This is a genomic window from Belnapia sp. AC561, assembly GCF_979252845.1.
The window spans coordinates 1-22450 of sequence record NZ_CEEDBP010000005.1; the positions used below are offsets into that span (position 1 = coordinate 1).

At 69.9% G+C, this 22450-nt stretch carries 21 protein-coding genes; 6 read left to right on the top strand and 15 right to left on the bottom strand.

The window, feature by feature from the left end:
* Positions 1-146 precede the first annotated feature (146 nt).
* Positions 147-1277 (top strand): M20/M25/M40 family metallo-hydrolase, encoded by a 1131-nt coding sequence (locus AC0IW9_RS05500; protein ID WP_471647205.1) that lies wholly within the window; start codon positions 147-149, stop codon positions 1275-1277.
* Positions 1278-1283: 6 nt separating this feature from the next.
* On the opposite strand, the gene AC0IW9_RS05505 is transcribed toward AC0IW9_RS05500, so the two are convergent.
* Positions 1284-2039, bottom strand: a complete 756-nt coding sequence (locus tag AC0IW9_RS05505) for an SDR family NAD(P)-dependent oxidoreductase (protein ID WP_471647206.1) — start codon at positions 2037-2039, stop codon at positions 1284-1286.
* 14 nt (positions 2040-2053) lie between these two features.
* Positions 2054-2464, bottom strand: coding sequence for a gamma-glutamylcyclotransferase family protein (locus tag AC0IW9_RS05510; RefSeq protein WP_471647207.1), 411 nt, complete (start codon positions 2462-2464; stop codon positions 2054-2056).
* Positions 2465-2586: 122 nt separating this feature from the next.
* Between AC0IW9_RS05510 and AC0IW9_RS05515 the strand changes: the two genes are divergently transcribed.
* A complete protein-coding gene (locus tag AC0IW9_RS05515; protein ID WP_471647416.1) occupies positions 2587-3252 on the top strand; it encodes a DNA-3-methyladenine glycosylase family protein in 666 nt (221 codons plus the stop codon).
* Here AC0IW9_RS05515 and AC0IW9_RS05520 read toward each other — a convergent pair.
* Positions 3239-4249, bottom strand: a complete 1011-nt coding sequence (locus AC0IW9_RS05520; protein WP_471647208.1) for an FAD-binding domain-containing protein — start codon at positions 4247-4249, stop codon at positions 3239-3241. The two genes, AC0IW9_RS05515 and AC0IW9_RS05520, sit on opposite strands and share 14 nt — an antisense overlap.
* Positions 4250-4448: 199 nt before the next feature.
* Here AC0IW9_RS05520 and AC0IW9_RS05525 point away from each other — a divergent pair, with 199 nt between their 5' ends.
* Positions 4449-5429, top strand: a complete 981-nt coding sequence (locus AC0IW9_RS05525) for a metallophosphoesterase (protein WP_471647209.1) — start codon at positions 4449-4451, stop codon at positions 5427-5429.
* Here AC0IW9_RS05525 and AC0IW9_RS05530 read toward each other — a convergent pair.
* The 3 genes from AC0IW9_RS05530 to AC0IW9_RS05540 form a co-directional block, all read right to left on the bottom strand.
* Entirely contained in the window at positions 5426-6217 is a 792-nt protein-coding gene (locus AC0IW9_RS05530) for an alpha/beta fold hydrolase (protein ID WP_471647210.1), read from the bottom strand. The genes AC0IW9_RS05525 and AC0IW9_RS05530 overlap by 4 nt on opposite strands.
* 11 nt (positions 6218-6228) lie before the next feature.
* Positions 6229-7143 carry a DMT family transporter gene (locus tag AC0IW9_RS05535; RefSeq protein ID WP_471647211.1) on the bottom strand — a complete coding sequence of 305 codons (915 nt, stop codon included), beginning with the start codon at positions 7141-7143 and terminating at the stop codon, positions 6229-6231.
* 107 nt (positions 7144-7250) lie between these two features.
* On the bottom strand, positions 7251-8258 hold the full coding sequence (locus AC0IW9_RS05540; protein ID WP_471647212.1) for an NAD(P)H-quinone oxidoreductase: 1008 nt from the start codon (positions 8256-8258) through the stop codon (positions 7251-7253).
* Positions 8259-8437: 179 nt separating this feature from the next.
* Here AC0IW9_RS05540 and AC0IW9_RS05545 point away from each other — a divergent pair, with 179 nt between their 5' ends.
* Positions 8438-9673 carry an ABC transporter substrate-binding protein gene (locus tag AC0IW9_RS05545; protein WP_471647213.1) on the top strand — a complete coding sequence of 412 codons (1236 nt, stop codon included), beginning with the start codon at positions 8438-8440 and terminating at the stop codon, positions 9671-9673.
* Between the two features lie 142 nt (positions 9674-9815).
* Here AC0IW9_RS05545 and AC0IW9_RS05550 read toward each other — a convergent pair whose 3' ends face one another.
* Positions 9816-10817 (bottom strand): LLM class flavin-dependent oxidoreductase, encoded by a 1002-nt coding sequence (locus AC0IW9_RS05550; RefSeq protein WP_471647417.1) that lies wholly within the window; start codon positions 10815-10817, stop codon positions 9816-9818.
* A complete protein-coding gene (locus tag AC0IW9_RS05555) occupies positions 10814-12061 on the bottom strand; it encodes an MFS transporter (protein ID WP_471647214.1) in 1248 nt (415 codons plus the stop codon). The genes AC0IW9_RS05550 and AC0IW9_RS05555 overlap by 4 nt, the downstream gene beginning before the upstream one ends.
* A gap of 170 nt (positions 12062-12231) precedes the next feature.
* Between AC0IW9_RS05555 and AC0IW9_RS05560 the strand changes: the two genes are divergently transcribed.
* Both AC0IW9_RS05560 and AC0IW9_RS05565 read left to right on the top strand, forming a co-directional pair.
* A complete protein-coding gene (locus AC0IW9_RS05560; protein ID WP_471647215.1) occupies positions 12232-13164 on the top strand; it encodes a hypothetical protein in 933 nt (310 codons plus the stop codon).
* On the top strand, positions 13161-14381 hold the full coding sequence (locus tag AC0IW9_RS05565) for a CaiB/BaiF CoA transferase family protein (RefSeq protein WP_471647216.1): 1221 nt from the start codon (positions 13161-13163) through the stop codon (positions 14379-14381). The genes AC0IW9_RS05560 and AC0IW9_RS05565 overlap by 4 nt, the downstream gene beginning before the upstream one ends.
* Positions 14382-14615: 234 nt before the next feature.
* On the opposite strand, the gene AC0IW9_RS05570 is transcribed toward AC0IW9_RS05565, so the two are convergent.
* From AC0IW9_RS05570 to AC0IW9_RS05600, 7 genes are all read right to left on the bottom strand, one after another.
* Complete coding sequence (locus AC0IW9_RS05570; RefSeq protein ID WP_471647217.1) at positions 14616-15479, bottom strand: DUF4238 domain-containing protein; 864 nt, start codon at positions 15477-15479, stop codon at positions 14616-14618.
* Positions 15480-15855: 376 nt separating this feature from the next.
* Entirely contained in the window at positions 15856-16788 is a 933-nt protein-coding gene (gene era / locus AC0IW9_RS05575; protein WP_471647218.1) for a GTPase Era, read from the bottom strand.
* Positions 16785-17474 (bottom strand): ribonuclease III, encoded by a 690-nt coding sequence (gene rnc / locus AC0IW9_RS05580; RefSeq protein WP_471647219.1) that lies wholly within the window; start codon positions 17472-17474, stop codon positions 16785-16787. Before rnc ends, era begins: the two co-directional genes overlap by 4 nt.
* 4 nt (positions 17475-17478) lie before the next feature.
* Complete coding sequence (lepB, locus tag AC0IW9_RS05585) at positions 17479-18231, bottom strand: signal peptidase I (protein WP_471647220.1); 753 nt, start codon at positions 18229-18231, stop codon at positions 17479-17481.
* 159 nt (positions 18232-18390) lie between these two features.
* Positions 18391-19152 carry an SDR family oxidoreductase gene (locus tag AC0IW9_RS05590; protein ID WP_471647221.1) on the bottom strand — a complete coding sequence of 254 codons (762 nt, stop codon included), beginning with the start codon at positions 19150-19152 and terminating at the stop codon, positions 18391-18393.
* The gene (locus tag AC0IW9_RS05595; protein WP_471647222.1) at positions 19149-20180 is read right to left on the bottom strand and encodes a zinc-dependent alcohol dehydrogenase; all 1032 of its coding nucleotides are present in this window, start codon (positions 20178-20180) and stop codon (positions 19149-19151) included. The genes AC0IW9_RS05590 and AC0IW9_RS05595 overlap by 4 nt, the downstream gene beginning before the upstream one ends.
* Positions 20180-21940 carry an acetolactate synthase catalytic subunit gene (locus AC0IW9_RS05600; RefSeq protein WP_471647223.1) on the bottom strand — a complete coding sequence of 587 codons (1761 nt, stop codon included), beginning with the start codon at positions 21938-21940 and terminating at the stop codon, positions 20180-20182. Before AC0IW9_RS05600 ends, AC0IW9_RS05595 begins: the two co-directional genes overlap by 1 nt.
* Between the last annotated feature and the right edge of the window lie 510 nt (positions 21941-22450).

Below are 22450 nucleotides of genomic sequence, written 5' to 3' on the forward strand. Positions count from 1 at the left end.
GGACGAGGCGGGGGGGTGGGGTCATGTCACCGAGTGTAGCAGGACCGGGCGGCGGGAAGGAAAGCCCGGCTTGCGCCCCCGGGGTGGGGTTGCCGGCGGCACGGTTGGGCAGCAGGCTGGCCGCCACGAACCGGAGCAAGCGACCCATGGACCAGCCCGCCCTCGACCTGCCCTTCGATGCCCAGGCCATGCTGCCCGGACTGCGCGCCTGGGTCGAATGCGAGAGCCCGACCTTCGATGCCCCGGCGGTCGGCCGGGTGATGGAGATGGCGGCGCGCGACCTGGCGTTGCTGGGCGCGCGGATCGAGATGATCCCCGGCCGGATGGGCTACGGCCCCTGCGTGCGGGCGACCTTCCCGCATGCCGGGACGGGGCCGGGCATTCTGGTGATGGGGCACATGGACACGGTGCATCCGATCGGCACCCTGGCGCCGCTGCCCTGGCGGGTGGAGGGCAACCGGGTCTACGGCCCCGGGGTCTACGACATGAAGGGCGGCAATTTCATCGCCATCGAGGCGATCCGCCAGCTGCTGAAGGCCGGCATCGCCACCAGCCGGCCGGTGACGGTGCTGCTGACCAGCGACGAGGAGATCGGCAGCCCCTCGACGCGGGACCTGATCGAGGCGGAGGCGGCGCGGCATGCCTTCGTGCTGGTGCCGGAGCCGGCGCGGCCGGATGGCGGCGTGGTGACCGGGCGCTACGCCATCGCCCGCTTCAACCTGCGGGCCACCGGCAAGCCGAGCCACGCCGGCGCGCGGCTGGGCGATGGCCGCAGCGCGATCCGCGAGATCTGCCGCCAGGTGGTGGCGATCGAGGCGCTGACCACGGATGCGGTGACCTACTCCGTCGGCGTCATCTCCGGCGGGCAATGGGTCAACTGCGTGGCGACGCATTGCGATGCCGAGAGCCTGTCCATGGCCAAGCGGCAGGAGGACCTGGATGCGGCGGTCGAGACCATGCTGTCGCTGCGGCCGACCGGCAACGACGTGCAGCTCGCGGTGACCCGCGGCGTGACGCGGCCGGTCTGGGAGCCGGATGCGCAGGGCATGGCGCTGTATGGCGTGGCGCGGGACATCGCGCGGAGCATCGGCTTCGACATCAACCCGCAGAGCGCGGGCGGCGGCTCGGACGGGAATTTCACCGGGGCGATGGGGATCCCGACGCTCGATGGCCTCGGCGTGCAGGGGGCGGGCGGGCATACGCTGGAGGAGCACCTGCTGCTGGACAGCCTGGTGCCGCGGGCGAAGCTGATGGCCGGGCTGCTGCAGGTGCTGTGACGCCGCCTATTTGCCGCCGTCGATGCTCAGCACCTGGCCGTTGATGAAGGCGGCATAATCGCTGGCGAGGAAGATGACGGCATCGGCGATGTCCTTCGCCGTGCCGAGGCGGCGCAGCGCGATCCCCCCGATGGTCGCCTGCTGCTTCTCCGGGCCATAGGCCTCCCACTGCGCGATGCTGGCGCGGTTCGAGAGGATCAGCCCCGGCGCGACGCTGTTGGCGCGGATGCCATGCGGGCCGAGCTCATGCGCCAACTGCCGCGTCAGGCCGATGAGGCCGTGCTTCGCCGCGGTATAGGCCTGGATGCCGGTCATGCTCGGGCCGAGGCCGGCGCCGCTGCTGGTGGTGACGATGGCCCCCTGCCCCGCCTGCTTCATCCCCGGCGCCACCGCCTGGGCCAGGGTGAAATGGGCATGCAGGTTGATCGCCAGGATGGCGTGCCAGTCGGGCTCCGGCACCTGCTCAATCGGGCGCATCACCTGGCCGCGGACGCCGCCGGCGTTGCTGGCCAGCACGCCGATGGGGCCGCCGGTCGCGCGCTCGATGCCGGCGATCCAGGCGGCGGCGGCGCCGGGGGCGGTGAGGTCGAAGGCCTCGGTGACGATGGAGGTGCCGGCGGCGGTCTCGGCCAGCTCCGCGGCCGCGAGGTCGCAGGCGAAGACCCGGGCGCCGAGCCCGGCGAAGCGGCGGGCGATCTCCCGGCCGAAGCCGTGGCCGGCGCCGGTGACGGCGACCGTGGTGCCGTCGAAGCGGATGTCCATGGGACGGGGACCTTTCAGGCGAGGTGCGGCCATTCGGCCAGGGCGGCCAGCAGCGGCGCCGGGTCGAAGCCGAATTCGGCATAGCCGGCGCGGATGATGGCGACGTAGGCGGCGGTGGGCGGGCCGGCGCGGTCCACCACCTCGTGGTAGATCCAGGCGGGGCCGAGAGGCGTCGGCTCCAGCCGGCGTCGGTAGATGGCGGGGGCGCCCTCGGCGCGGTCCAGCGCCGCCAGATGCGCCGGGGTGATGCGCCAGAGGCCGATGGGGCAGCGGGCGGCGGGGTCGGGCTCCAGCCGGGCGTAGCGCCGCAGCACCAGGCGCCAGCCGGGCAATAGGCACTGCCCGGCGATGCTGGCGCCGGGGCAGCGGCGCTGCATCTGCGCGGCCGAGAGGTTGCTGCCGTAGGCGGCATAGAGATCGCTCATCGGCCGGCAGGATCGCGGGGAGCCGGGCCGGGGGCAAGCGAGGCTTCGCGCCTCGGCGAAACATCCGGCTGGGGCGATTCCGCCCGGCGCCGCTTTGCCCTAGGCTCGGCGGCATGAGCGACATGGCCGGCGACAGCGCGAAGGTGGTGGCCTCCCCCGATTGGGCGAAGGCGGAGCGGGCGCTGAAGCGCGACCCGGTCTTCAAGACAGTCATCAAGGCGATCGGCCCCTGCACCCTGCAGCCGGTGGAGCGGGAGCCCTATGAGGCGCTGGTCCGCGCCATCGCCCACCAGCAGGTGCATGGCCGGGCGGCGGAGGCGATCCTCGGCCGGCTGCTGGCGCTGCATCCGGGCCATGCCTTCCCGCCGCCGGAGGCGATCCTGGCGATGGAGCCGGAGGCGATGCGGGGCTGCGGCTTCTCCGGCTCCAAGGTCGCGGCCATCCGGGACATCGCGGAGAAGGCGGCGGGCGGGCTGGTGCCGACGCGGGAGGGCTGCGCCCGGCTGGACGATGCGGCGCTGATCGAGCGGCTGGTGGCGATCCGCGGGGTCGGGCGCTGGACGGTGGAGATGCTGCTGATCTTCACCCTCGGCCGGCCGGACGTGCTGCCGGTGGACGATTTCGGGGTGCGGGAGGGCTGGAAGGTCGCGGCGGGCCTCGAGGCGCAGCCGAAGCCCAAGGCGCTGGCCGAGCGCGGCGCCGCCTGGGCGCCCTGGCGCAGCATCGCCGCCTGGTACCTGTGGCGGGCGGCGGATGCGGCCAAGGCGAGCCGGTTCAAGCCGCAGTAGCGGGCAGCAATTCCTCCAGCAGCCGGGGGATGTGCTTACGGAAGGCGAAGTAGCCGCGGGTCGCCAGCGGCCAGCAGGCCTCGTCCCAGGGACGGCGGAGGCGGAGCAGCGGCAGGCCGCGGGCGGCGAGGCCGGTCTCGATTCCGGCCAGCGTCTCGGCGGTCCAGCCGACCGGGGCCCAGGGCGTGGCGACGGCGGTGCAGCCCGTGGCGGCGGCCCAGTCGGGGACCTCGGCCGGATGGAGTCGGCGGGGCGTCAGGCGGAGGTGGGCGCCGGCGCGGGCGAGGCCATCGGCCAGGGCGCCTTCCACCCAGTCCCTGACCAGGGGGGCGCAGCCGGCGGGGGAGAGGGCCTCCGGCGTGGCGATGCCGGCCAGGGCGACAACCTCCGCCCCGGCGAGGTCGAGCGACTCCGCGTTCAGATCATCCTCGTGCAGCAGCAGGGCGATGCGGCTGGCTGCCCGCTGCGCCGGGGGCAACGGCCGGGGCGGCGGCGGCTCGGGCGCGGCGAGCGGGGTCGGAGTCTCATCGAGCAAGCCCACCGGGTCGAATCGGCCGCCGGTGAAGCGGGCGATGTTCTCGGCGCGGGCGGCATAGGCCTTGCCGGGCGTCTGGATGCCGGCGACCCAGCGCCAGGACAGGGTATTGGAGGCGGCATCGCCGTCCCGCAGGTGCCGCAGGAAGAAATCGGCGCCGAGCACCCAGGGCAGCTTCAGGGTGAAGATCCAGATGCTGGCAAACCACATCCGTGCGTGGTTGTGCAGCGTGCCGGTCGTCGCCAACTCATGGGTCCAGGAATCGAAGCAGTCGAGGCCGGTGCGGCCGGCCAGGGCGGCTTCCAGCGCCAGGGTCCGGGGAGCCGCGGCGACATCGGCGCGGTAGTCGTCCCAGATGGCGGGGCGCAGCTCCAGCCAGCCTTTCCAGTAACTTCGCCAGAGAACTTCACGAATGAAGCTTTCCGCCGCTGCCGCGTTGTGCGATGCGACCGCGATTGCCACGACTTCACTTTCCAGAAGCAGGCGGTGCCTTAGATAAGGGCTGAGGCCGGAGACGGCCGCATCCTCGGGCGATGACCCGGGCGGTGCATTCGGGCCGGGATCGTGGTTCCGCCCCTCGGCATAGTGACGCCCCATGCGCGGGGCAAACGCCGCCAGCCGCGACAGGGCGGCGGTACGGGTGGACGGGATAGGGTCAGGCATGGACGGTGATTTGGCGGCACGGATCAGGGCCGCAAGGCTGGCCGAGACCCAGTCGGCGAGCCTGCGGGAGGCCGGGTTTGACGGGCCGGGGACGCGCGGCCGGCGACGGCTGCTGCGCTGGCTGGGCAATGCGGGCGCCGGCGGGACCGGACCCGGCGCCTATGGCGCTGGCCTGGAGCCCCGTCGGCAGCTGCGGCTGGTGCATCACCGGATCACCCCGGCCAGCTGGCCGCGCGACCTGCCGCTGCGCATCGCCATCATCGCCGATCCGCATACCGGCGGACCGCATTCCGGGCCGGAACGCTTGGCCCGCGCCGTCGCCATGGCCAATGCGGAAAGGCCCGACCTGGCGGTGCTGATGGGTGACTACCTCGCCGATCACCGCTTCGCCACCGGCCGGCCGAGCTTCCGCGATGTGGCGGATATCCTGGCCGGGCTGTCCGCGCCGCTCGGCGTCCATGCGGTGCTGGGCAACCACGACTGGTGGGAATGCGGGGGGGCCCAGGCCGGGCTGCGGCCGATGCCCGAGGCGGCCGATGCCTTCGCCGCCGCCGGCCTGCCCATCATGCACAACGAGGTCCGGCCGCTGGTCCACCAGGGGCGGGAGATCTTCCTGGCCGGGCTCGGCAGCCAGTGGGCCTATCGGCGCGGGCGGCAGGTGCAGGGCGCCGACGACCTGGCCGGCACCCTGGGCGAGATCCCCGCCGGAGCGCCGACCATCCTGCTGGCGCATGAGCCGGACATCTTCCCCGAGGTGCCGGACAGCGTCGCGGTGACCATCTCCGGCCATACCCATGGCGGGCAGGTGCGGGTCTTCAACTATTCGCCGCTGGTGCCGAGCCGATTCGGCAACCGCTATGCCTATGGCGCGGTGGAGGAGGACGGACGGCACCTGGTGGTCTCCGGCGGGATCGGCAACTCGATGCTGCCGGTGCGGCTCGGGATGCCGCCGGAAGTGACGATGCTGGAGCTGGCCTAGCCCTCGTCGAGGAAGGGCTCCAGCGCGGCGAGGAAGCCGGCGGGGTTCTCGGCATGCAGCCAGTGGCCGGCGCCGGGGATGGTGACGAAGGCGGCGGCCGGGAAATGCGCCGCGAAGGCCGGGCGATGGACCGGGCGGACATAGCCCGAGCGTTCCCCGGCCAGGACCAGCACCGGGCCGTCGTAGCGGCCGGGCAGCGCGGGGAAATCCTCCAGCACCGGCATGGCGGCGGCGATCTCCTCCAGGCCGAGGCGCCAGCGCGGCGGGTCCTCCTGCGCCAACTCCTTTGGCATGATCAGGTTCTGGGCGAGGAAGGCGCGGATGCCGGGCTCGGGGATGGTCTCGGCCAGCGCCGCTTCCGCCTCCCGCCGGGTCAGGCCGGGGCGGAGGGCGATGGCCTGGAGCGCCTCGACATAGCCGCGCAGCGCCGGGGGATAGGCCACCGGGGCGATATCCGCGACGACGAGGCGGGAGACGAGCTGCGGCTCGGCGAGCGCCAGCGCCATGGCGACCTTGCCGCCCATGGAATGGCCGAGCACGGCGGCGGGGGCGGCGGTGACGCCGGCGATGGTCTCGGCCACGTCCGCGGCCATGGCCGGGTAGTCCATGGCCTCGGCATGGGGCGAGGCGCCGTGGTTGCGCAGGTCGATCGCCAGGACCCGGTGGCGGGTGGCGAGCTTGCGCTGGATGGCGCCCCAGTTCTGCGCCGCGCCGAACAGGCCATGCAGCAGGACGACCGGGGGCTTGTGGTCGGCGCCTTGCCCCGCCTCGATCAGATTCAGCCGCATGGATGCTCCCTTCAGCCGCGGGCGGCGAGGATGACGCTGGCGGCGATCAGCCCGCCGCCGGCGAGGACGTCCCAGCCCAGGCTCTCGCCCAGCCAGAGCGTCGAGATGAGCACGCCGAGCGCCGGCACCACCAGGAAGCCGACCGAGGCGAGGATGCCCGAGAGGCGACGGCCGGCCTCGATGGTGGCCCAGGTGCCGATCGGCGCGGCGACGGCACCGACGAAGATGGCATAGGGCCAGGCCTGGCCATGGATGCCGCCTGCAGGCTCCCGCAGCAGGGCCAGCGGCAGCAGCAGCAGGGTGGCGACGCCGAAGCACCAGGGCAGCAGCTCCAGCACCGGGCGGCGCGGCGGCAGCTTGCGGGTGACGAGGATGGCCAGGCTCCAGAACAGCGAGGCGCAGAGCAGCATGAGGTAGCCGGGCAGCAGGGCGAGGAAGGGGGTTGCACCGGGCGCCGGAGAGACCAGGGTCCAGGGCTGCATCAGCACGCCGACGCCGAGCAGACCGACCGCGACCGCCCACCACTGGTTGCGGGAGACCCGCTCCCCCAGCACGAGGACCGAGAGCGGGATCAGCCAGAAGACGGTGACGTTGGTGAGGATCGCCATCCGCCCGGCGGGAATCCAGGACAGCGCCACATGGGTGAGCGCGAAGAAGCCGCCCAGCTGCAGCAGCCCGATCGCCAGGATGCAGGGCAGGTCGCCCCGCGCCGGCAGGCTGAGCCGGCGCATCGCCGCGAGCAGCAGGGCGCAGACTGCCATCGCCATGGCGCAGCGGTTGACCGCGAACCAGAGCGGCGTGGAGGTGGCCAGCGCCGCCTTGGTGACCGGCCAGATGCCGCCGAAGAGGCAGACCGAGACCGCGAGGTAGCGCAGCCCCTGCCCTATCGTCGCGGTGGGCGAAACCGGCCTTGCCGTGGCGGACAAGCGCTCAGAGAGGTTTCCGTTCGCCATGCTCACTGCAACCTCTCTGGCGTATCGATCGTGCGGGCAAGTGACCCCTTCCGGATGCAGGCATCCGTCCGGGGTTTGCCCTAGTCCGCGACCTTCAGCACGATCTTGCCGATATGCGTGCTGCTTTCCATCAGCGCATGGGCGGCCGCGGCCTCCTTCAGCGGGAAGACCTTGAAGATCGGCGGGGCGCAGCGGCCGGCATCGAGCAGCGGCCAGACCTTCTCGCGCAGCGCGGTGGCGAGTTCGGCCTTCTGCGCCGTGGTGCGGGGGCGCATGGTGCTGCCGGTGACGGTCAGGCGGCGGGTCATGACCGGGCGGAGGTCGGCCTTGCCCACCTCGAAGCCGCCGAGGAAGGCGATGATGACGAGCCGCCCGTCCATCGCCAGGCACTTCAGGTTGCGGTTGAAGTAGTCGGCGCCGACCATGTCGAGCACGACATTCGCCAGCTTGCCGCCGGTGATGCGCTTCACCTCCGCGACGAAATCCTGGGCGCGGTAGTCGATCGCCGCATCGGCGCCGAGGTCGAGGCAGGCCTTGCACTTGTCGGCGCTGCCGGCGGTGGCGATGACCGTCGCGCCGAAGGCCTTGGCGAACTGGATCGCGGTGACGCCGATGCCGGAGGTGCCGCCATGGATCAGCACCGTCTCCCCGGCGGCGAGCCGGCCGTGGCCGAAGAGGTTGGCCCAGACGGTGAAGGCGGTCTCCGGCAGGGCGGCGGCGCGGATGGCGTCATAGCCCTTCGGCCAGGGCAGGCACTGGCTGGCCGGCGCGGTGCAGTATTCGGCATAGGCGCCGCCATTGGTCAGGGCGCAGACCTTGTCGCCGATCCTGTAGGCAGTGACCTCGGCGCCGAGGGCGACCACCTCGCCGGCGGTCTCGAGGCCGATGAGCGGGCTGGCGCCGGGAGGCGGCGGGTATTCGCCCTTGCGCTGGGCGACGTCGGGGCGGTTCACGCCGGTGGCCTCGACGCGGATCAGCACCTCGTCCGGCTTCGGGGTCGGGACCGGGGCGGTGCCGGGGACCAGCACCTCGGGGCCGCCGCCGGCGCCATGCTGGATGGCAATCATCGTCTCGGGCAGCGTGGCCATGGCGTGGTTTCCCTTCGGAATGCGGCGGGGAGGTTTCCGCGCGGCGCGGCGCGGCGTCAAGCATATGCGGGGGGGCATGTGCGGGGGCGGCAGGGCAGGATCGCGCCGAATGGGGTTGCCAGCGGCGGCGGGCATGCGAAGACTCAAGGCGACCGCGCGTCCGCCGCGGGAGGATGCTGATGTCGAGGATTGCCCGTCGCCCGCTGTTCGGCGGCCTTGCTGCCTTGGCGGCGCCCGCTGGACGAGCCATGGCCCAGGCCGTTGCCCCGGCGGCGGCGAACGAGCTGCGGCTCGGCGCGCTGTTCCCCTTCTCGGGCGGGCTGGCGCTGCTGGGCGACGAGAGCTTCCGCGGGCTGGAGCTGGCGGCGGAGGAGCGGAATGCCGCCGGCGGGCTGCTCGGGCGGCCGATCCGGCTGGTGAAGGGCGATGCGACCGGGCAGGACCAGGCGATCGCCGAGCTGCGCCGGCTGATGACGGTGGAGAAGGTGGCGGCGGGCTTCGGCACCTTCGCCTCCCACCTCGCCTTCGCGGCGAGCCAGGTGGCCGAGCTGCAGGGCCTGCCCTATTTCGAGTTGGGGGCGATCGCCGACCCGATCACCGAGCGCGGCTTCCGCAACCTGTATCGGCTGTGCCCCAGGGCGAGCGACTTCGCCCGCGACTCCGTGGCGGCGATCCCGGAGCTGCTGGCCGGCGCCTGGTCGACGCCGGCCGACGTCCTGCGGGTGGCGATCCTGCATGAGGACGGGCTCTATGGGCAGACGGTGAGCGGGCTGCAGGAAAGCCAGCTCCGGGCGCGCGGGCTGACCCAGGTGGAACGGCTGGGCTATTCGGCGCGCAGCGTGGAGCTGTCCCCGGTGCTGCAGCGGCTGCGGGCGGTGGGCGCCGACGTGGTGCTGCATACCGGCTACCAGAACGACATCGTGCTGTTCTACCGCGGCATGAAGGAGGCGGGCTGGCGGCCGCGCATGGTGATCGGCTCGGGCGCCGGCTATAGCCTGACCGATACCGCGCGCTCCGTCGGGCCGGATTTCGAGGGCACGCTGGACGTGGACTTCACCCAATTCGCGGTGAACGAGGCGGTGGCGCCGGGGCTGCCGGCCTTCGTCGAGCTGTACAAGAAGCGCTACGGCAGCGACCCGCGGTCCGGGCATTCGCTGGCGAATTACGTCGGTGCGCGGCTGGTGCTGGAGGCGTTGCAACGGGCCGGGAGCCTGGAGCGCGACAAGCTGCGGGCGGCAATGCTGGCGACCGACGTGGCGGAGGGGACGACGGCGACCGGCTGGGGAGCGCGCTTCGACGAGAAGGGGCAGAACCTGCGGGCGCGGCCCTACCTGGCGCAGTGGCAGGGCGGCAAGCTGGTGACGGTGGGGCCGGCGGAAGCGGCGGTGGCCGGCATCCGGGCGGTGATGGGGTAGGCAGCAAGGTCGGGGAGGAAAAAGCATTTCCTCCCCAAGCCCCACCTTTGTTTTTCGTGAGTTGGCACGCGCCGCGCGGCGCGTGCCAACTCATAGAAATAGAGGAGGGTCCAGGGAGGATACTTCCTCCCTGGCCTTCCCTTCAGGCCGCCAGCGCCATGCTGTCATGCACCCCGGCAAGGATCTCGTAGGACCGCTTCCGGGCAGCGTGGTCGTGGATCTGGCCGGTCACCATCAGCTCGTCGGCGCCGGTGGTGCGGATGAACTCGGCGAGGCCCTGCCGGACGGTCTCGGGACCGCCGACGACGGAGCAGGCCAGCGAATGTTCCAGCATGGCGCGGCCATGCGGGTCCATGCGGGCCTCCATGTCGTCCACCGGCCGGGGCAGCTTGCCGGGGCGGCCGCGGCGGAGGTTCAGGAAGGACTGCTGGTGCGAGGAGAAGAGGCGGCGCGCCTCGGCATCGCTATCGGCGGCAACGATGTTCACGCCCAGCATGACATGCGGCGCGGCCAGCTTGGCACTGGGGCGGAAGCCGGCGCGGTAGATCTCGATCGCCTCCATCATCTGCTGCGGGGCGAAATGGCTGGCGAAGGCATAGGGCAGGCCGAGGGCCGCCGCGAGCTGGGCGCCGTAGGTGGAGGAGCCGAGGATCCAGACCGGGACCTCGAGCCCGGCGCCGGGCACCGCCTGGAGCTGCTGGCCGGGCTGGGCCGGCTCGAAGTAGCGCATCAGCTCCATGACGTCGCGCGGGAAGTCGTCCACGTCGCCGCCGAGGTTGCGGCGCATGGCGCGGGCTGCGACCTGGTCCGAGCCGGGGGCGCGGCCGAGGCCGAGGTCGATCCGGCCGGGGTGCAGCGCGGCCAGGGTGCCGAATTGCTCGGCCACCATCAGCGGGGCGTGGTTGGGCAGCATGATGCCCCCTGCCCCGAGCCGGATGGTGCTGGTGCCGGCGGCCACATGGGCCAGCGCCACCGCGGTCGCCGCGCTGGCGATGCCGGGCATGTTGTGGTGCTCGGCCATCCAGTAGCGCCGGTAGCCCAGCGCCTCCGCATGGCGGGCGAGGTCCGCGGAGTTGCGCAGCGCCTGACCGGCGTCCGAGCCTTCCGGGATGGGGGAGAGGTCGAGGATCGAGAGGGGGATCATGCCTGCCATATGGGTCGGGCCTTGGGCGCCCGAAAGGCCGGGCGGGCGCGGAGGATGAGCCAGAGGGCAATGGCCATGGTGAGCGCGTTCCAGGCGAGGCCGTTGAGGACGGCGGCCTGGTAGGAGCCGGTGGCATCGAAGATGGCGCCCGACATCCAGCCGCCGATCGCCATGCCGATCAGCGTCGAGGAGAGCACCAGGCCGACCCGGAAGCCGGCCTGTTCCGCGGGGAAGGATTCCCGGACGATGATGGCGTAGCTCGGGACGATGCCGCCCTGGAACAGGCCGAAGACCGCGGAGACGACATAGAGCGAGACGAGGCCGTCGAAGGGCAGGAACAGCGCCAGCGCCACCGCCTGCAGGGTCGCGCCCATCAGCAGGGTGGCGAGGCTGCCGATCCGGTCGAGGATCCAGCCGGAGGCGAGGCGGCTGACGACGCCGCAGGCGAGCATGAGGGAAAGCATCTCGGCGCCGCGGGCCGCGCCATAGCCGAGGTCCACGCAATAGGCGACGATATGGACCTGCGGCATGGCCATGGCGACGCAGCAGGAGACGCCGGCGAACATCAGGATGGCCTGGAGGGTATTCGGGCGCAGGCCGAAGGTGCCGCGCTGGCGGCCGCCGGGCAGCGGCGCGGTGCTGGCCGCCTGGAGCGGCGGGCGGCGGCGCAGGACCAGCGCCAGCGGCAGCATGGTGACGAGGCAGACGATCCCGATGCCGATGTGGGTCTGGCGCCAGCCCACCGTCTCGATGAAATGCTGCAGGATGGGCGGCCAGAAGGCGCCGGCGAAGTAGTTGCCGCTGGCGCAGAGCGAGACCGCGAGCCCCCGCCGGCGGCTGAACCAGAGCGAGGTATCGGCGACCAGCGGGCCGAACATGGCGCAGCTGCCGAGCAGGCCGATCAGCCCGCCGTAGATCAGCGCGAAGGCCAGCATGCTGGTGGCGAAGGCGGTGGCGATATAGCCGGCGCTGAGCATCAGGGTGCCGAAGATGATCGGGACCATCACGCCGAAGCGGTCCGCCGCCCGGCCCATGGCGACGCCGCCGATGGCGAAGCCGATGGTGGTGAGGGTGTAGGGCAGCGAGGCGCCGGCCCGGAGGGTGCCGAATTCCTGCTGCACCGCCGGCAGGGCGACGACGATGGACCAGAGCCCGACCCCGCCCAGGGTGCTGAGGCAGACCGCGGCGACGAGGCGGACCCAGGCATAGCCCGATTCCACGCCGCCTTCAGGCGTTGGGGACACGCGGTTTCCTCCTGACATTTTTCACAGCATGGCAGGCCGGGCGGCCGGGAGGGAGGGGCTGCGTGCTGCGGGGCTGGGCTGTGGCGGGCGCATGGGGTCTCTTGATGGATCGGCCGGGCGGTCGCACCCTATGGCCCGATGGACCGAATGGCCGCCTGGGGAGGATGAGCATGACCGCCGAGATCGATCGGGCAATGGGCTTCGCGCCGGACTACGACAGCCCGGTGCCCTACATGCAGCGGACCCGCGAATACTATAAGGCGATCGGCTACGACCCCTATCGATGGGCGCATTACCGGGAGGTCCCCTTCTCCCCGCTGCGGCAGCCGCTGGCGGAGAGCCGGGTGATGCTGATCACGACGGCCGCGCCCTACGACCCGGCCAAGGGCGACCAGGGACCCGGGGCGCCGTATAATTCGGGGGCGAAATTCTACGAGGTCTATGCCGGCGACACCGCCGAGGAGCACGACCTCCGCGTCTCCCACATCGCCTATGACCGCAAGCACAGCCCGGCGACGGATGCCAAGGCCTGGTTCCCGTTGCAGGCGATGCGGGATGCGGCGGCGGCCGGGCGGATCGGCGAGCTGACGAAGCATTTCCTCGGCGCCCCGACCAACCGCAGCCACCGGCATACGGTCGAGATCGACTGCCCCGAGGTGCTGTCGCGCTGCCTGCAGGAGAAGGCCGACGTGGCGGTGCTGGTGCCCAATTGCCCGGTCTGCCACCAGACGGTCAGCCTGACGGCGCGATACCTCGAGGAGCATGGCATCCCGACCGTGGTGCTCGGCTGCGCCAAGGATATCGTCGAGCATTGTGGCGTGCCGCGCTTCGTCTTCAGCGACTTCCCGCTCGGCAATGCCGCGGGCAAGCCGCATGACGAGGCCAGCCAGGCGGCGACGCTGGAGCTGGGCTTCCGGCTGCTGGAGAGCGCCTTCGGGCCGCGCACCACGGTGCAGTCGCCGCAGCGCTGGGATGCCACGGGGGAATGGAAGCAGGACTACCTGAACCTCGAGCAGATCGGGGCGGAGGAGCTGGAGCGGCGGGCGCAGGAATTCCTGCGGCAGAAGGCGATCGCCAAGGGCCTGCGGGAGAAGGCGGCGTGACCCCAGAGGAAAGCATGGGCGAAGGGGCACGGCCCTTCGAGGGCATCCGCATCCTCGACTTCACCCAGGTGCTGGCGGGGCCCTTCGCGAGTTACCAGCTTTCGTTGTTGGGGGCCGAGGTCATCAAGGTGGAGCGGCGGGAGGGTGAGGACATGCGCCGTACCCCCCTCTCCCGCGAATGGGCCGAGCGGGGCATGGCGCCGGCCTGGCAGGCGGTGAACGGCAACAAGCGCAGCCTGACGCTCGACCTGCAGAATCCGGAGGCGCAGGCGATCGTCAAGCGCCTGGTGCAGGACGCCGACGTGGTGATGGAGAATTTCCGCCCCGGGGTGATGGGGCGGCTGGGGCTGGGCTACGAGGACCTGTCGGCGATCAATCCGAAGCTGATCTGGTGCAGCGTCTCCGGCTTCGGGCAGACCGGACCGGACAGGAACGAGGCGGGCTACGACGGGCGGATCCAGGCGATGTCGGGCATCATGGCGATGACCGGGCATCCGGGCGCCGATCCGCTGCGGGCGGGCTTCGCCATCTGCGACCAGTTGTCGGGCATGACGGCGGCCTTCGCGGTCTCCTCCGCGCTGTTCCAGCGGACGCATACCGGGCGCGGGCAGAAGCTGGATGTGTCGATGCTGGAATCGACGCTCGCCTTCCTCAGCGGCCAGGTCGCGGATTGGACGGTGGCGGGGCACAAGCAGAAGCAGTGGGGCAACCAGGCGGTCAGCCGGCGGGCGACGGCCAACCTGTTCCTGGCGCGCGACGGGCACCTGCTGCTGGCCTGCAATACCGACGCGCAGTACCGCAAGCTGATGGTGGCGATCGGCCGGGCGGATGCGCTGGAGGACCCGCGGCTGGCGGACTGGTTCCTGCGGCTGGAGAACATGGCGGTGCTGCGGGAGGTGATCGAGGGCGCGCTGGCCTCGGAGGATGCCGCGACCTGGGAGGAAAGGCTGAATGCCGCCGGGGTGCCCTGCGCGCGGATCTGGCGGGTGGACGAGGTGATCGACCACCGGCAGGTGCTGGCCCGCGACGCGCTGCAGGAGGTTGAGACGCCCTGGGGGCGGCTGCGCTTCGCGACCACGGGATTCCGGATGGCGCATGGCGGGGCGCGGCTGGAGCGGCCGGCACCGGCGCTCGGGGCGCATTCGGAGGAGGTGCTGGCGGCCGCGGGGTATTCAGCCGAGACGATCGCGGCGTTTCGGGAGGCGAAGGTGATTTGAGGTAAGGTCGGGGAGAAAGTATTCTCCCCGACCTTACCTCATCTATTTTTGTTATTTTACATTCAGCGATATTTTTTTAAATTTACTGTTTTATTGGGAATAATAAACCTATTCTTTCTTATTTATTATGAATTCAAAAATAATGTATGTTACTTGCCTATTGCGGTTGATTGGGAAAACAGTTATTTATTCTGACGAAATTTAAAAAGCTAAAAATAACTTATTATAGTTCCACTAAGCTGGCTTTATTAAAGACTGCACTAATTCAGGCGATGCCGCGGCGAAAGCAGAGCTCTGCTGTGAGATTGCAATATTTAATTGGCGCACTTCCGCTGGGATTAAATCAAGAACGTGACCATTATGAGGGTTTCCCCATACAAATCCAACGGCTACTTTAGAAGAAATCGGCATCCAAATTTCGCATTTTTTATCCTGCAGCCCGCTAGCGCCGACCTTAACAACTGGTATACTCCCCACAATAAAAGATTTATTTTTGTTTGTAATACTAATAACGCAGATTGACATTTTCTCAAATACTGAAAGTATTTTTTCAGATCGCAAGCTAAGAGCACCAACCCTAACGTTATGAACCATTCTCGGCAAGCGTTTTTCGTCTAAAAAATCTATTATTTCGGCAGATTTATGAGGGAATTCGGCCGTTAACTTAGTGGCAGACTCGTGTAAAGCGTTTTGAACCGCATCGTTCGATGCGATTCGTTCATGATAATCTGGACACCTTCTAAGTTGGTTGTAGACGAACTCAGCGACCATGCCCTTCACATCAGGTTCCCAGTCGAGCCTCATCCCAGGCTGTGCCGCAGCACATATCTGCTGAAAAACAGGATCAAGGTCGCTTTCAAGTTCTGAATAATATTTTTCCAAAGTTAGGTCTTTAGAGTTATTTTCTTTAATCATCGAGTACAAATGAGTTTCAGCAAATAATTGATTGGGACCAACTTCAAATATTTTGGTAGGACTTTCCCGCCGAACACAATATAAATTGCCCCGCTCATTCACGAAGCGTTTTTGCATCATCCTTGGTACGTAATGGTGGCGCTTAGGCCCAGCATTGCTTTGCATCTGCGCTGTAGCATCCATTCTTGTCTATCTGAATTTATATTGAGGCACATAAGCCTATGCTGATCGCGGAGCACACGCTCTCATGAAACCGTACTCCGTTGCGCCAAATACGCCACGGATTGAAAACCATCAATCTATTTTTGGAACGATTTTTCAACTAACGTTGTATTTCTGATTTCGGCATTTTTACTCAGGGTCAAGATCTTAAATACGAAAATAGATGAGGGTCTGGGAGAATACCTTCTCCCAGCCTTTCTTGCCTTGTTTCGTAACCGGCTGGTGCCTGGGTCAAGCCCTGGCATGACGGTGGATAGGCCCGCTATTGGCGACGGGTAGGCCCGGGCTTGGCGGTGGGTGGGCTTGGTTGCGATGAGGGCGGGCGGGGGAAGGCCCACTACCCCTCGTCCTCCAGCCCCAGCGCCCGGATCCGCCCCCGCTCCTCGTCCCAGCCGGGCCGATCCTTGACGTTCAGGAACAGGTGCACCCGGCGTTCCAGCAGCGCCTCCAGCTCCTTCCGCGCCTTCTGGCCGATCTCCTTGATGCGGGCGCCGCCGTCGCCGATCAGGATGGCCTTCTGGGTCGCGCGGCCGACGTAGATGGTGCAGTCGACGCGGACGCTGCCGTCCTTCTTCTCGGTCCAGCTCTCGGTCTCGACCGTCGCGTGGTGCGGCACTTCCTCATGCGTCTGGCGGAGGATCTGCTCGCGCACGATCTCGGCGACCAGCATGCGGTTGGGCAGGTCGGACAGCTCGTCCTCGGGGAAGAGGAAGGGGCCGGCGGGCATGTCGGCGGCCAGCCGGTCCAGCACCTTGTCCAGGCCGCGCTTCTTCTCGGCGGAGATCATGAAGGTCTCCTCCACCGGCAGCAGGGCGTTCAGCTCCTGGGCCAGCGGCAGCAGCCGGGTCGGGTCGATGAGGTCGACCTTGTTCAGCGCCAGCCAGACCGGCTTGGTCGATTTCGCCAGGCGGTCGGTGATGGCGCGGACGGCATCGGTCAGGCCGGCGCGGGCATCGACGATCAGCAGGGTGCGGTCGGCGTCCTGCGCCCCGCCCCAGGCGGCGGCGACCATGGCGCGGTCCAGCCGGCGGCGGGGGGCGAAGATGCCGGGGGTATCGACCAGGATGAGCTGGGCGCCGGCATGCATCACCACCGCGCGGATGCGGAAGCGCGTGGTCTGCGGCTTGGGCGAGACGATGGTGACCTTGGAGCCGGCCAGGGCATTCACCAGGGTGGACTTGCCGGCGTTCGGTGCGCCGACCACGGCGACCAGGCCGCAGCGGGGCTGCGAGGGGGCAACGGGGGTTTCGGTATTCGGGACTTCGTTCATTTTCGGCCTAATCCGGCCAGCCAGGCTTCGGCGGCCAATTGTTCCGCGGCGCGTTTCGATTCGCCCAGGCCCTCCGCCTCCCGCCCCGCCGCCGCGACGGCGACGACGAAGATCGGCTGGTGGGAGGGGCCGGTGGTCGAGACGAGGCGGTATTCGGGGAGGCCCAGGCCGCGGCCCAGGGTATATTCCTGCAGGCGGCTCTTCGCCGACATGGGCGGCCGCGCCTCGGCACCCATATGCGCCTCCCACTCGCGCCGCACCAGGGCGCGGGCGGCGGGCAGGCCGGCATCCATGTAGAGCGCGCCGAGCAGCGCCTCGACCGCATCGGCCAGGACATTGGCGCGCTCGCGCAGGCCGGCCTTGCCCTCGGAGGTCGGGACGCGGATGACGCCGGCGAGGCCGAGGTTCTCGGCGACGCGGGCCAGCGTGTCCCGGGCGACGAGCACGCCGAGCCGCTTGCCGAGGTCGCCCTCGCGTTCCTCGGGGAAGCGCTCGGCCAGCCATTCGGCGATCAGCAGGGCGAGGACCCGGTCGCCGAGGAATTCCAGCCGCTCGTTGCTGTCGAGCTGGGAGCGGCGGGGATCGGCGGCGGAGCGGTGGGTCAGCGCCTGGACGAGCAATTCCGGCTGGGCGAAGGCATGGCCGAGGCGGGCGGCGAAGACCGTGAGGTCGCCCCCGGTGGTCACGGCATCACCGGATGACCGAGATCAGCCGGCTCCAGCGGATCGCGAAGGGCCATGCCCAAACCTCCCACCAGGCGGCGGAGCCATCGACCGAGAAGAAGATGAATTCCGCCCGGCCGACCAGGTTGTCCACCGGGATGAAGCCGACCGCATTCTGCACCCGGCTGTCCAGGCTGTTGTCGCGGTTGTCGCCCATGGCGAAGACGTGATTCTCGGGGACCCGGTACTCGTTGGTGTTGTCGAGCGGGCCGTCGTCCGACTGCTCGATGATCTGGTGGGTGCGGCCGGGGCCGCCGGCCACGCCGGGCAGGCTCTCGCGGTAGAGGCGCACGCTCATGCGCGGGCCGTCGCCGTCGACCACGTAGGGGCCGACGACCTCGCGCGGGACCAGGGTGCCGTTGATGTAGAGCTGGCCGGCGCGGACCTGGATGCGGTCCCCGGGCAGGCCGATGATGCGCTTGATGTAGTCCTGGCTCGGGTCGCGCGGCAGCTTGAAGACGGCGACGTCGCCGCGGGCCGGCAGCGAGCCGAAGATGCGGCCCTGGAAGAGGTTCGGGCCGAAGGGCATCGAGTAGCGCGAATAGCCGTAGGAATACTTCGAGACGAACAGGTAGTCGCCGACCAGCAGGGTCGGGATCATCGAGCCGGAGGGGATGTTGAAGGGCTCGAAGGCGATGGTGCGGATGCCGATGGCGATGAGCCCGGCATAGACCACGGTCTTGATGCTTTCGAGCCAGCCGCCGGTCTTCTTCTTCGCCATGGAGGTGCTCAAGGTGGGACCCATCGGGCAAGGGTGACGCCCGCGGGTCGGGTCCCCAGCCCGGGAGAGTCGGGTGGGGAGACGGCATCAGGCGGCGGGATGAAGCCCGGCGGGGGGTGGGGTGTCAAGGAAGCGCCGGTGACGGGCCCTCGCCAAGGGTTACGGCATGTAGCTGCCGCCGCCGACATCGAGGGTCGCGCCGGTCAGGTAGCCGGCGGCGTCGGAGGCGAGGAAGGCGACCACCTCGGCCACGTCCTCCGGCGTGCCGAGCCGGCCGAGCGGGATATTGGCGGCGAAGGCGGCATTGGCATCGGCGGTGGTGCCGCGGGCCATGGGCGTGTCGATCCGGCCGGGGGCGATGCTGTTCACGGTGATGCCCTCCGGGCCGAGCTGGGTGGCGAGGCTGCGGGCGAAGCCCATGAGCCCGGTCTTGGCCGCGGCGTAGTGGGCGCCGGCGATCTGGCTTTTGGCCCGGGCGGCCTGGCTGGTCATCATGATGATGCGGCCCCAGCGGCGGGCGGCGAGCGGCGGGATGCAGGCCTGGGAGACGAGGAAGGCGCCGGTGAGGTTGACCGCCAGCACCCGGCGCCATTCCTCGGCCGGCATGGCGGCGACCGGGCGGGCGCGGCCATCCGGGCCCTTGGGGGAAATCCCGGCATTGTTCACCAGGATGCCGAGGCGGGGCCACCAGTCGGCGAGCGCCTCGGGCAGCGCGGCGACGGCGGCTTCGTCGGCCACGTCCAGCCGGATGGCGCGGGCCTGGTGGCCGGCGGCGCGGAGGGCGGCGGCGGTCGCCTCCACCTCATCGATGACGTCGGCCAGGACCACGGGGTGGCCGAGGCCGGCGAGCTTCGCCGCGCAGGCGGCGCCGATGCCGCGGGCGGCGCCGGTGACCAGGGCGACGCGGTCGGTATTCGTCATGGCGTGAGGATGACCTTGCTGGCGGCGCGCTGGCGGGCGAGCTCGAAACCCTCGAGGCCGCGGGAGAGCGGCAGGCGGTGGGTGATCATCGGGCGGAAGGCCTCCGGATCCCGGCTGAGCTGGGCCATGACCCGGTCCCAGGTGCGGCGGGCGGCGCCATGGGTGGCGCGGAGCTGGTGGCGCTGGCGGACGAAATCGGTCAGCGGCAGCACCACCGCATCCGCATGGATGCCGGCGGCGACGATGATGCCGCCCCGCTTGAGGACGGAGAGGCCGTCGTTCAGGGTGCTGGGGACGCCGGTGGCCTCCAGCACCACGTCGACCGCGCGGCCGCCGGTCAGCGCCATGACCTGCTCGCGCAGCGGGGCTTCGGCGACGTCGACGATCTCGGTGAAGCCGAGGGCGCGGAGGACGTCGAAGCGCGGGGCATCGGCGCGGCCGGCGACGATGACGCGGGCCGCCCCGGCGAGCCGGGCCATCAGGGCGATCGCCTGGCCGATGGTGCCGGGGCCGAGCACCAGCACGGTATCGCCGAGCCGGACCTCGCCGGTCAGCACCGCCTCGGCGCCGACGCCCAGGGGCTCGGCGAGCGCGGCCAGTTCCATGTCCACGTTGTCCGGGACGGCGACGCAGCAGCGGGCGGGGATGCGGACCTGGCGGGCGAAGCCGCCGTCCCGGGTCAGGCCGATGCCCTGGCGCCGGGTGCAGTTGCGCGCGTCGTCGGCGCGGCAGGCGGCGCAATGGCCGCAGGCGACGAAGGGGATGACGGCGACGCGCGCCTGGTTCTGCCAGCCGGAGCCGGTGCCGGTGCGCCAGACCCGGCCGGCGAATTCATGGCCCATGATCAGCGGGAAATGCGGGACCATCATCTCGTAGCCGCCGGTCCATTCGTAGGCATGGACATCGGAGCCGCAGATGCCGACGGCGTCGACCTCGACCACCACGTCGCCGGGGCCGGGCGGCGGCGCCTCCGGGACCTCGGCGAATTCCAGGCCGAAGCGGGCGGCGGTCTTCCTGAGGGCGAGCATCAGAAGGGCTCCGGGTAGTGGCCGGCGTAGAAGGAGATCGGCGGCTTGGCGTCGGGGTCGGTGATGACGTCCAGCAGCACCGGGCCGGGGGCGGCGAGCGCGGCGGCGAGCGCCGAGCGGATCTGGCTGGAATGCGCGACGCGAATGCCCTCGACGCCGCAGGCGCGGGCGATGGCGGCGTGGTCGACCGCGGTGAAGTTCACCGCCTTGGTATGCTCGCCGAATTTCACCTCCTCGGCGTGCTTCTGGTAGCCGAGGATGCCGTTGTTCAGCACCAGCAGGGTGATCGGCAGCTCCATCCGGCGGAGGGTCTCGAGCTCGGCCCAGCTATGGCCGAAGCCGCCGTCGCCGCAGAGGCAGACGACCTTGGCATCCGGCGTGGCGGATTCCTGGGCGGCGATCCGGGCGCCGATCGCCATGGGCAGGCCCCAGCCGAGGCCGGCGATGCCGCGCGGGGTCAGGAAGCGCTGCCCGGGGCGCTTCGCCGTCAGGTAATTGGCGACCCAGATGGAGCTGTAGGAGGCGTCGGCGACGACGATGTCGTCGGGGCCGATGAGCTGGTCGAGCTCGGCCATCAGCCGTTCGGGGCGGCAGAGCTCGGCGTCGCGGGTGGTGATATCGGCGATTGTGCTGCGCCAGCCGGCGACGGCATCGGCGATCTCGGTCTCCAGCGCGGCGCGGGCGGCGGCGCGGATGGTCAGGTCGCGCTTGCCCATCTCGGCCGCCAGCGCCGTGAGGGTCAGCTTGGCGTCGCCGACCAAGCGCCGCGATTCATAGTTGCGGCCGACCTCCATCGGGTCGGCATCGAGGTGGATGAAGCGGGTCTTCGGGCCGAAGAGCTTCCAGCTATCCGTGCCGTTCTGGTTGGTGCGGCTGCCGATCAGCAGCACGACATCGGCACGGTCGACGATGGGGCGCATCGCCGCGGTGCGGGACCCCTGCCCCATGATGTAGCCGATGACGCCGAGGGTCAGCGGATGGCCCTCATCCACCGCGCCCTTGCCCATGACGGTGGTGCCGACCGGCAGGTGGGCTGTCTGCTGCAGGGCGGCGAGCTCGGCGGCGGCATCCGAGAGGTGGATGCCGCCCCCCGCGACCACCAGCGGGTGGCGGGCGGTGGCCAGGGCATCGGCCGCGGCGGCGATGGCGGCGGGGTCGGCCAGCGTCCGGTCGAGCGGCGCCTGGCCGAGCGACATGCTCCGCGGCCGCAGCAGGGCGGAGACGGGGGCGGCCGATTCGGTCAGCAGGTCGGCCGGGACCAGCAGCACGGCCGGGCCGGGGCGGCCGGAGGTGGCGGCGGTGAAGGCCATGTCGACGTAGTCGTCGAGCCGGTCGGCGCGCTCCAGCCGGCGCACCCACTTCGCCACCGGGGCGAACATGTTGAGGTGGTCAAGGTCCTGGAAAGCGTTGCGGTCCATGGCATCCCGGGTGACTTCCTGCACGAGGGCGAGGATGGGGATGCTGGCTTTCAGGGCTTCCGCCAGCGGGGCCACCAGCAGGGTGGCGGCGGGGCCGTTCTGGGCGGTGACGATGCCGACCTTGCGGGAGATGCGGGCATAGCCATCCGCCATCGAGCCGCCGGCATTCTCCTGCCGGTAGACCTTCTGGTCGATGCCGGCATGCGGCGCGGCGAGGTGGAAGGCGGAGGGCAGGCTCTGGCCGAAGGTCAGGGTCACGCCGTGGCGGGCGAAGGCCTCCGCCAGGCGCAGGGCGACGGTGGCGTTTGTGGGCTTGGCTTGGGGCTTGGCGTGATCCGGCATGATGGGCGTTTTCCCCTGGACGTCCGGCCTGCGCGGGCCGGGCTTTGCGGGTGCAGTCCATCGCCAAGCCGGGGCGGGCGTCAAGCCGTGGGCGGTGGCGTCCTGCCAGCGCCCGGGATGCGGGGGACGGGCGGATCGCGGTCCGCGCTGCGATCCGCCGCCGCCAGGCGACATCCGGCAACTATTTGCCCCCTAGCTCAATGGACGGTTGATTTTAACCTTCTGTTGAATTCATTTTCAGGCTATTGCATGGGTACGGCCGGAAATGTCCTGAATTAGACTTTTGTCTCATTTTCGAACCGTCTTCTGTGTCGAGGTCTCGTCACAGGCGCTGGTCACTGACGGGCGGACAACAGCCCTGGATGGAATGCCGCCATGGCTGCCACGCCCCCTCCCCCCACAGGCCGCGATATGCCTCGCATCCTGCAACAAGCCCCGGCTTTCGCGGCGCCCAGGCGGCTGGCCGCGCCGGGTTCGTCGCAGGGTGCATGGCCCATAAGTTGATGAGTC

Excerpts from the sequence above, each read along its gene's own strand:
- AC0IW9_RS05500 (WP_471647205.1), top strand. The coding sequence starts at position 147 with ATGGACCAGCCCGCCCTCGACCTGCCCTTCGATGCCCAGGCCATGCTG.
- AC0IW9_RS05505 (WP_471647206.1), bottom strand. The coding sequence starts at position 2,039 with ATGGACATCCGCTTCGACGGCACCACGGTCGCCGTCACCGGCGCCGGC.
- AC0IW9_RS05510 (WP_471647207.1), bottom strand. The coding sequence starts at position 2,464 with ATGAGCGATCTCTATGCCGCCTACGGCAGCAACCTCTCGGCCGCGCAG.
- AC0IW9_RS05515 (WP_471647416.1), top strand. The coding sequence starts at position 2,587 with ATGGCCGGCGACAGCGCGAAGGTGGTGGCCTCCCCCGATTGGGCGAAG.
- AC0IW9_RS05525 (WP_471647209.1), top strand. The coding sequence starts at position 4,449 with ATGGACGGTGATTTGGCGGCACGGATCAGGGCCGCAAGGCTGGCCGAG.
- AC0IW9_RS05530 (WP_471647210.1), bottom strand. The coding sequence starts at position 6,217 with ATGCGGCTGAATCTGATCGAGGCGGGGCAAGGCGCCGACCACAAGCCC.
- AC0IW9_RS05540 (WP_471647212.1), bottom strand. The coding sequence starts at position 8,258 with ATGGCCACGCTGCCCGAGACGATGATTGCCATCCAGCATGGCGCCGGC.
- AC0IW9_RS05545 (WP_471647213.1), top strand. The coding sequence starts at position 8,438 with ATGTCGAGGATTGCCCGTCGCCCGCTGTTCGGCGGCCTTGCTGCCTTG.
- AC0IW9_RS05550 (WP_471647417.1), bottom strand. The coding sequence starts at position 10,817 with ATGATCCCCCTCTCGATCCTCGACCTCTCCCCCATCCCGGAAGGCTCG.
- AC0IW9_RS05560 (WP_471647215.1), top strand. The coding sequence starts at position 12,232 with ATGACCGCCGAGATCGATCGGGCAATGGGCTTCGCGCCGGACTACGAC.
- AC0IW9_RS05570 (WP_471647217.1), bottom strand. The coding sequence starts at position 15,479 with ATGGATGCTACAGCGCAGATGCAAAGCAATGCTGGGCCTAAGCGCCAC.
- era (WP_471647218.1), bottom strand. The coding sequence starts at position 16,788 with ATGAACGAAGTCCCGAATACCGAAACCCCCGTTGCCCCCTCGCAGCCC.
- lepB (WP_471647220.1), bottom strand. The coding sequence starts at position 18,231 with ATGGCGAAGAAGAAGACCGGCGGCTGGCTCGAAAGCATCAAGACCGTG.
- AC0IW9_RS05590 (WP_471647221.1), bottom strand. The coding sequence starts at position 19,152 with ATGACGAATACCGACCGCGTCGCCCTGGTCACCGGCGCCGCCCGCGGC.
- AC0IW9_RS05595 (WP_471647222.1), bottom strand. The coding sequence starts at position 20,180 with ATGCTCGCCCTCAGGAAGACCGCCGCCCGCTTCGGCCTGGAATTCGCC.
- AC0IW9_RS05600 (WP_471647223.1), bottom strand. The coding sequence starts at position 21,940 with ATGCCGGATCACGCCAAGCCCCAAGCCAAGCCCACAAACGCCACCGTC.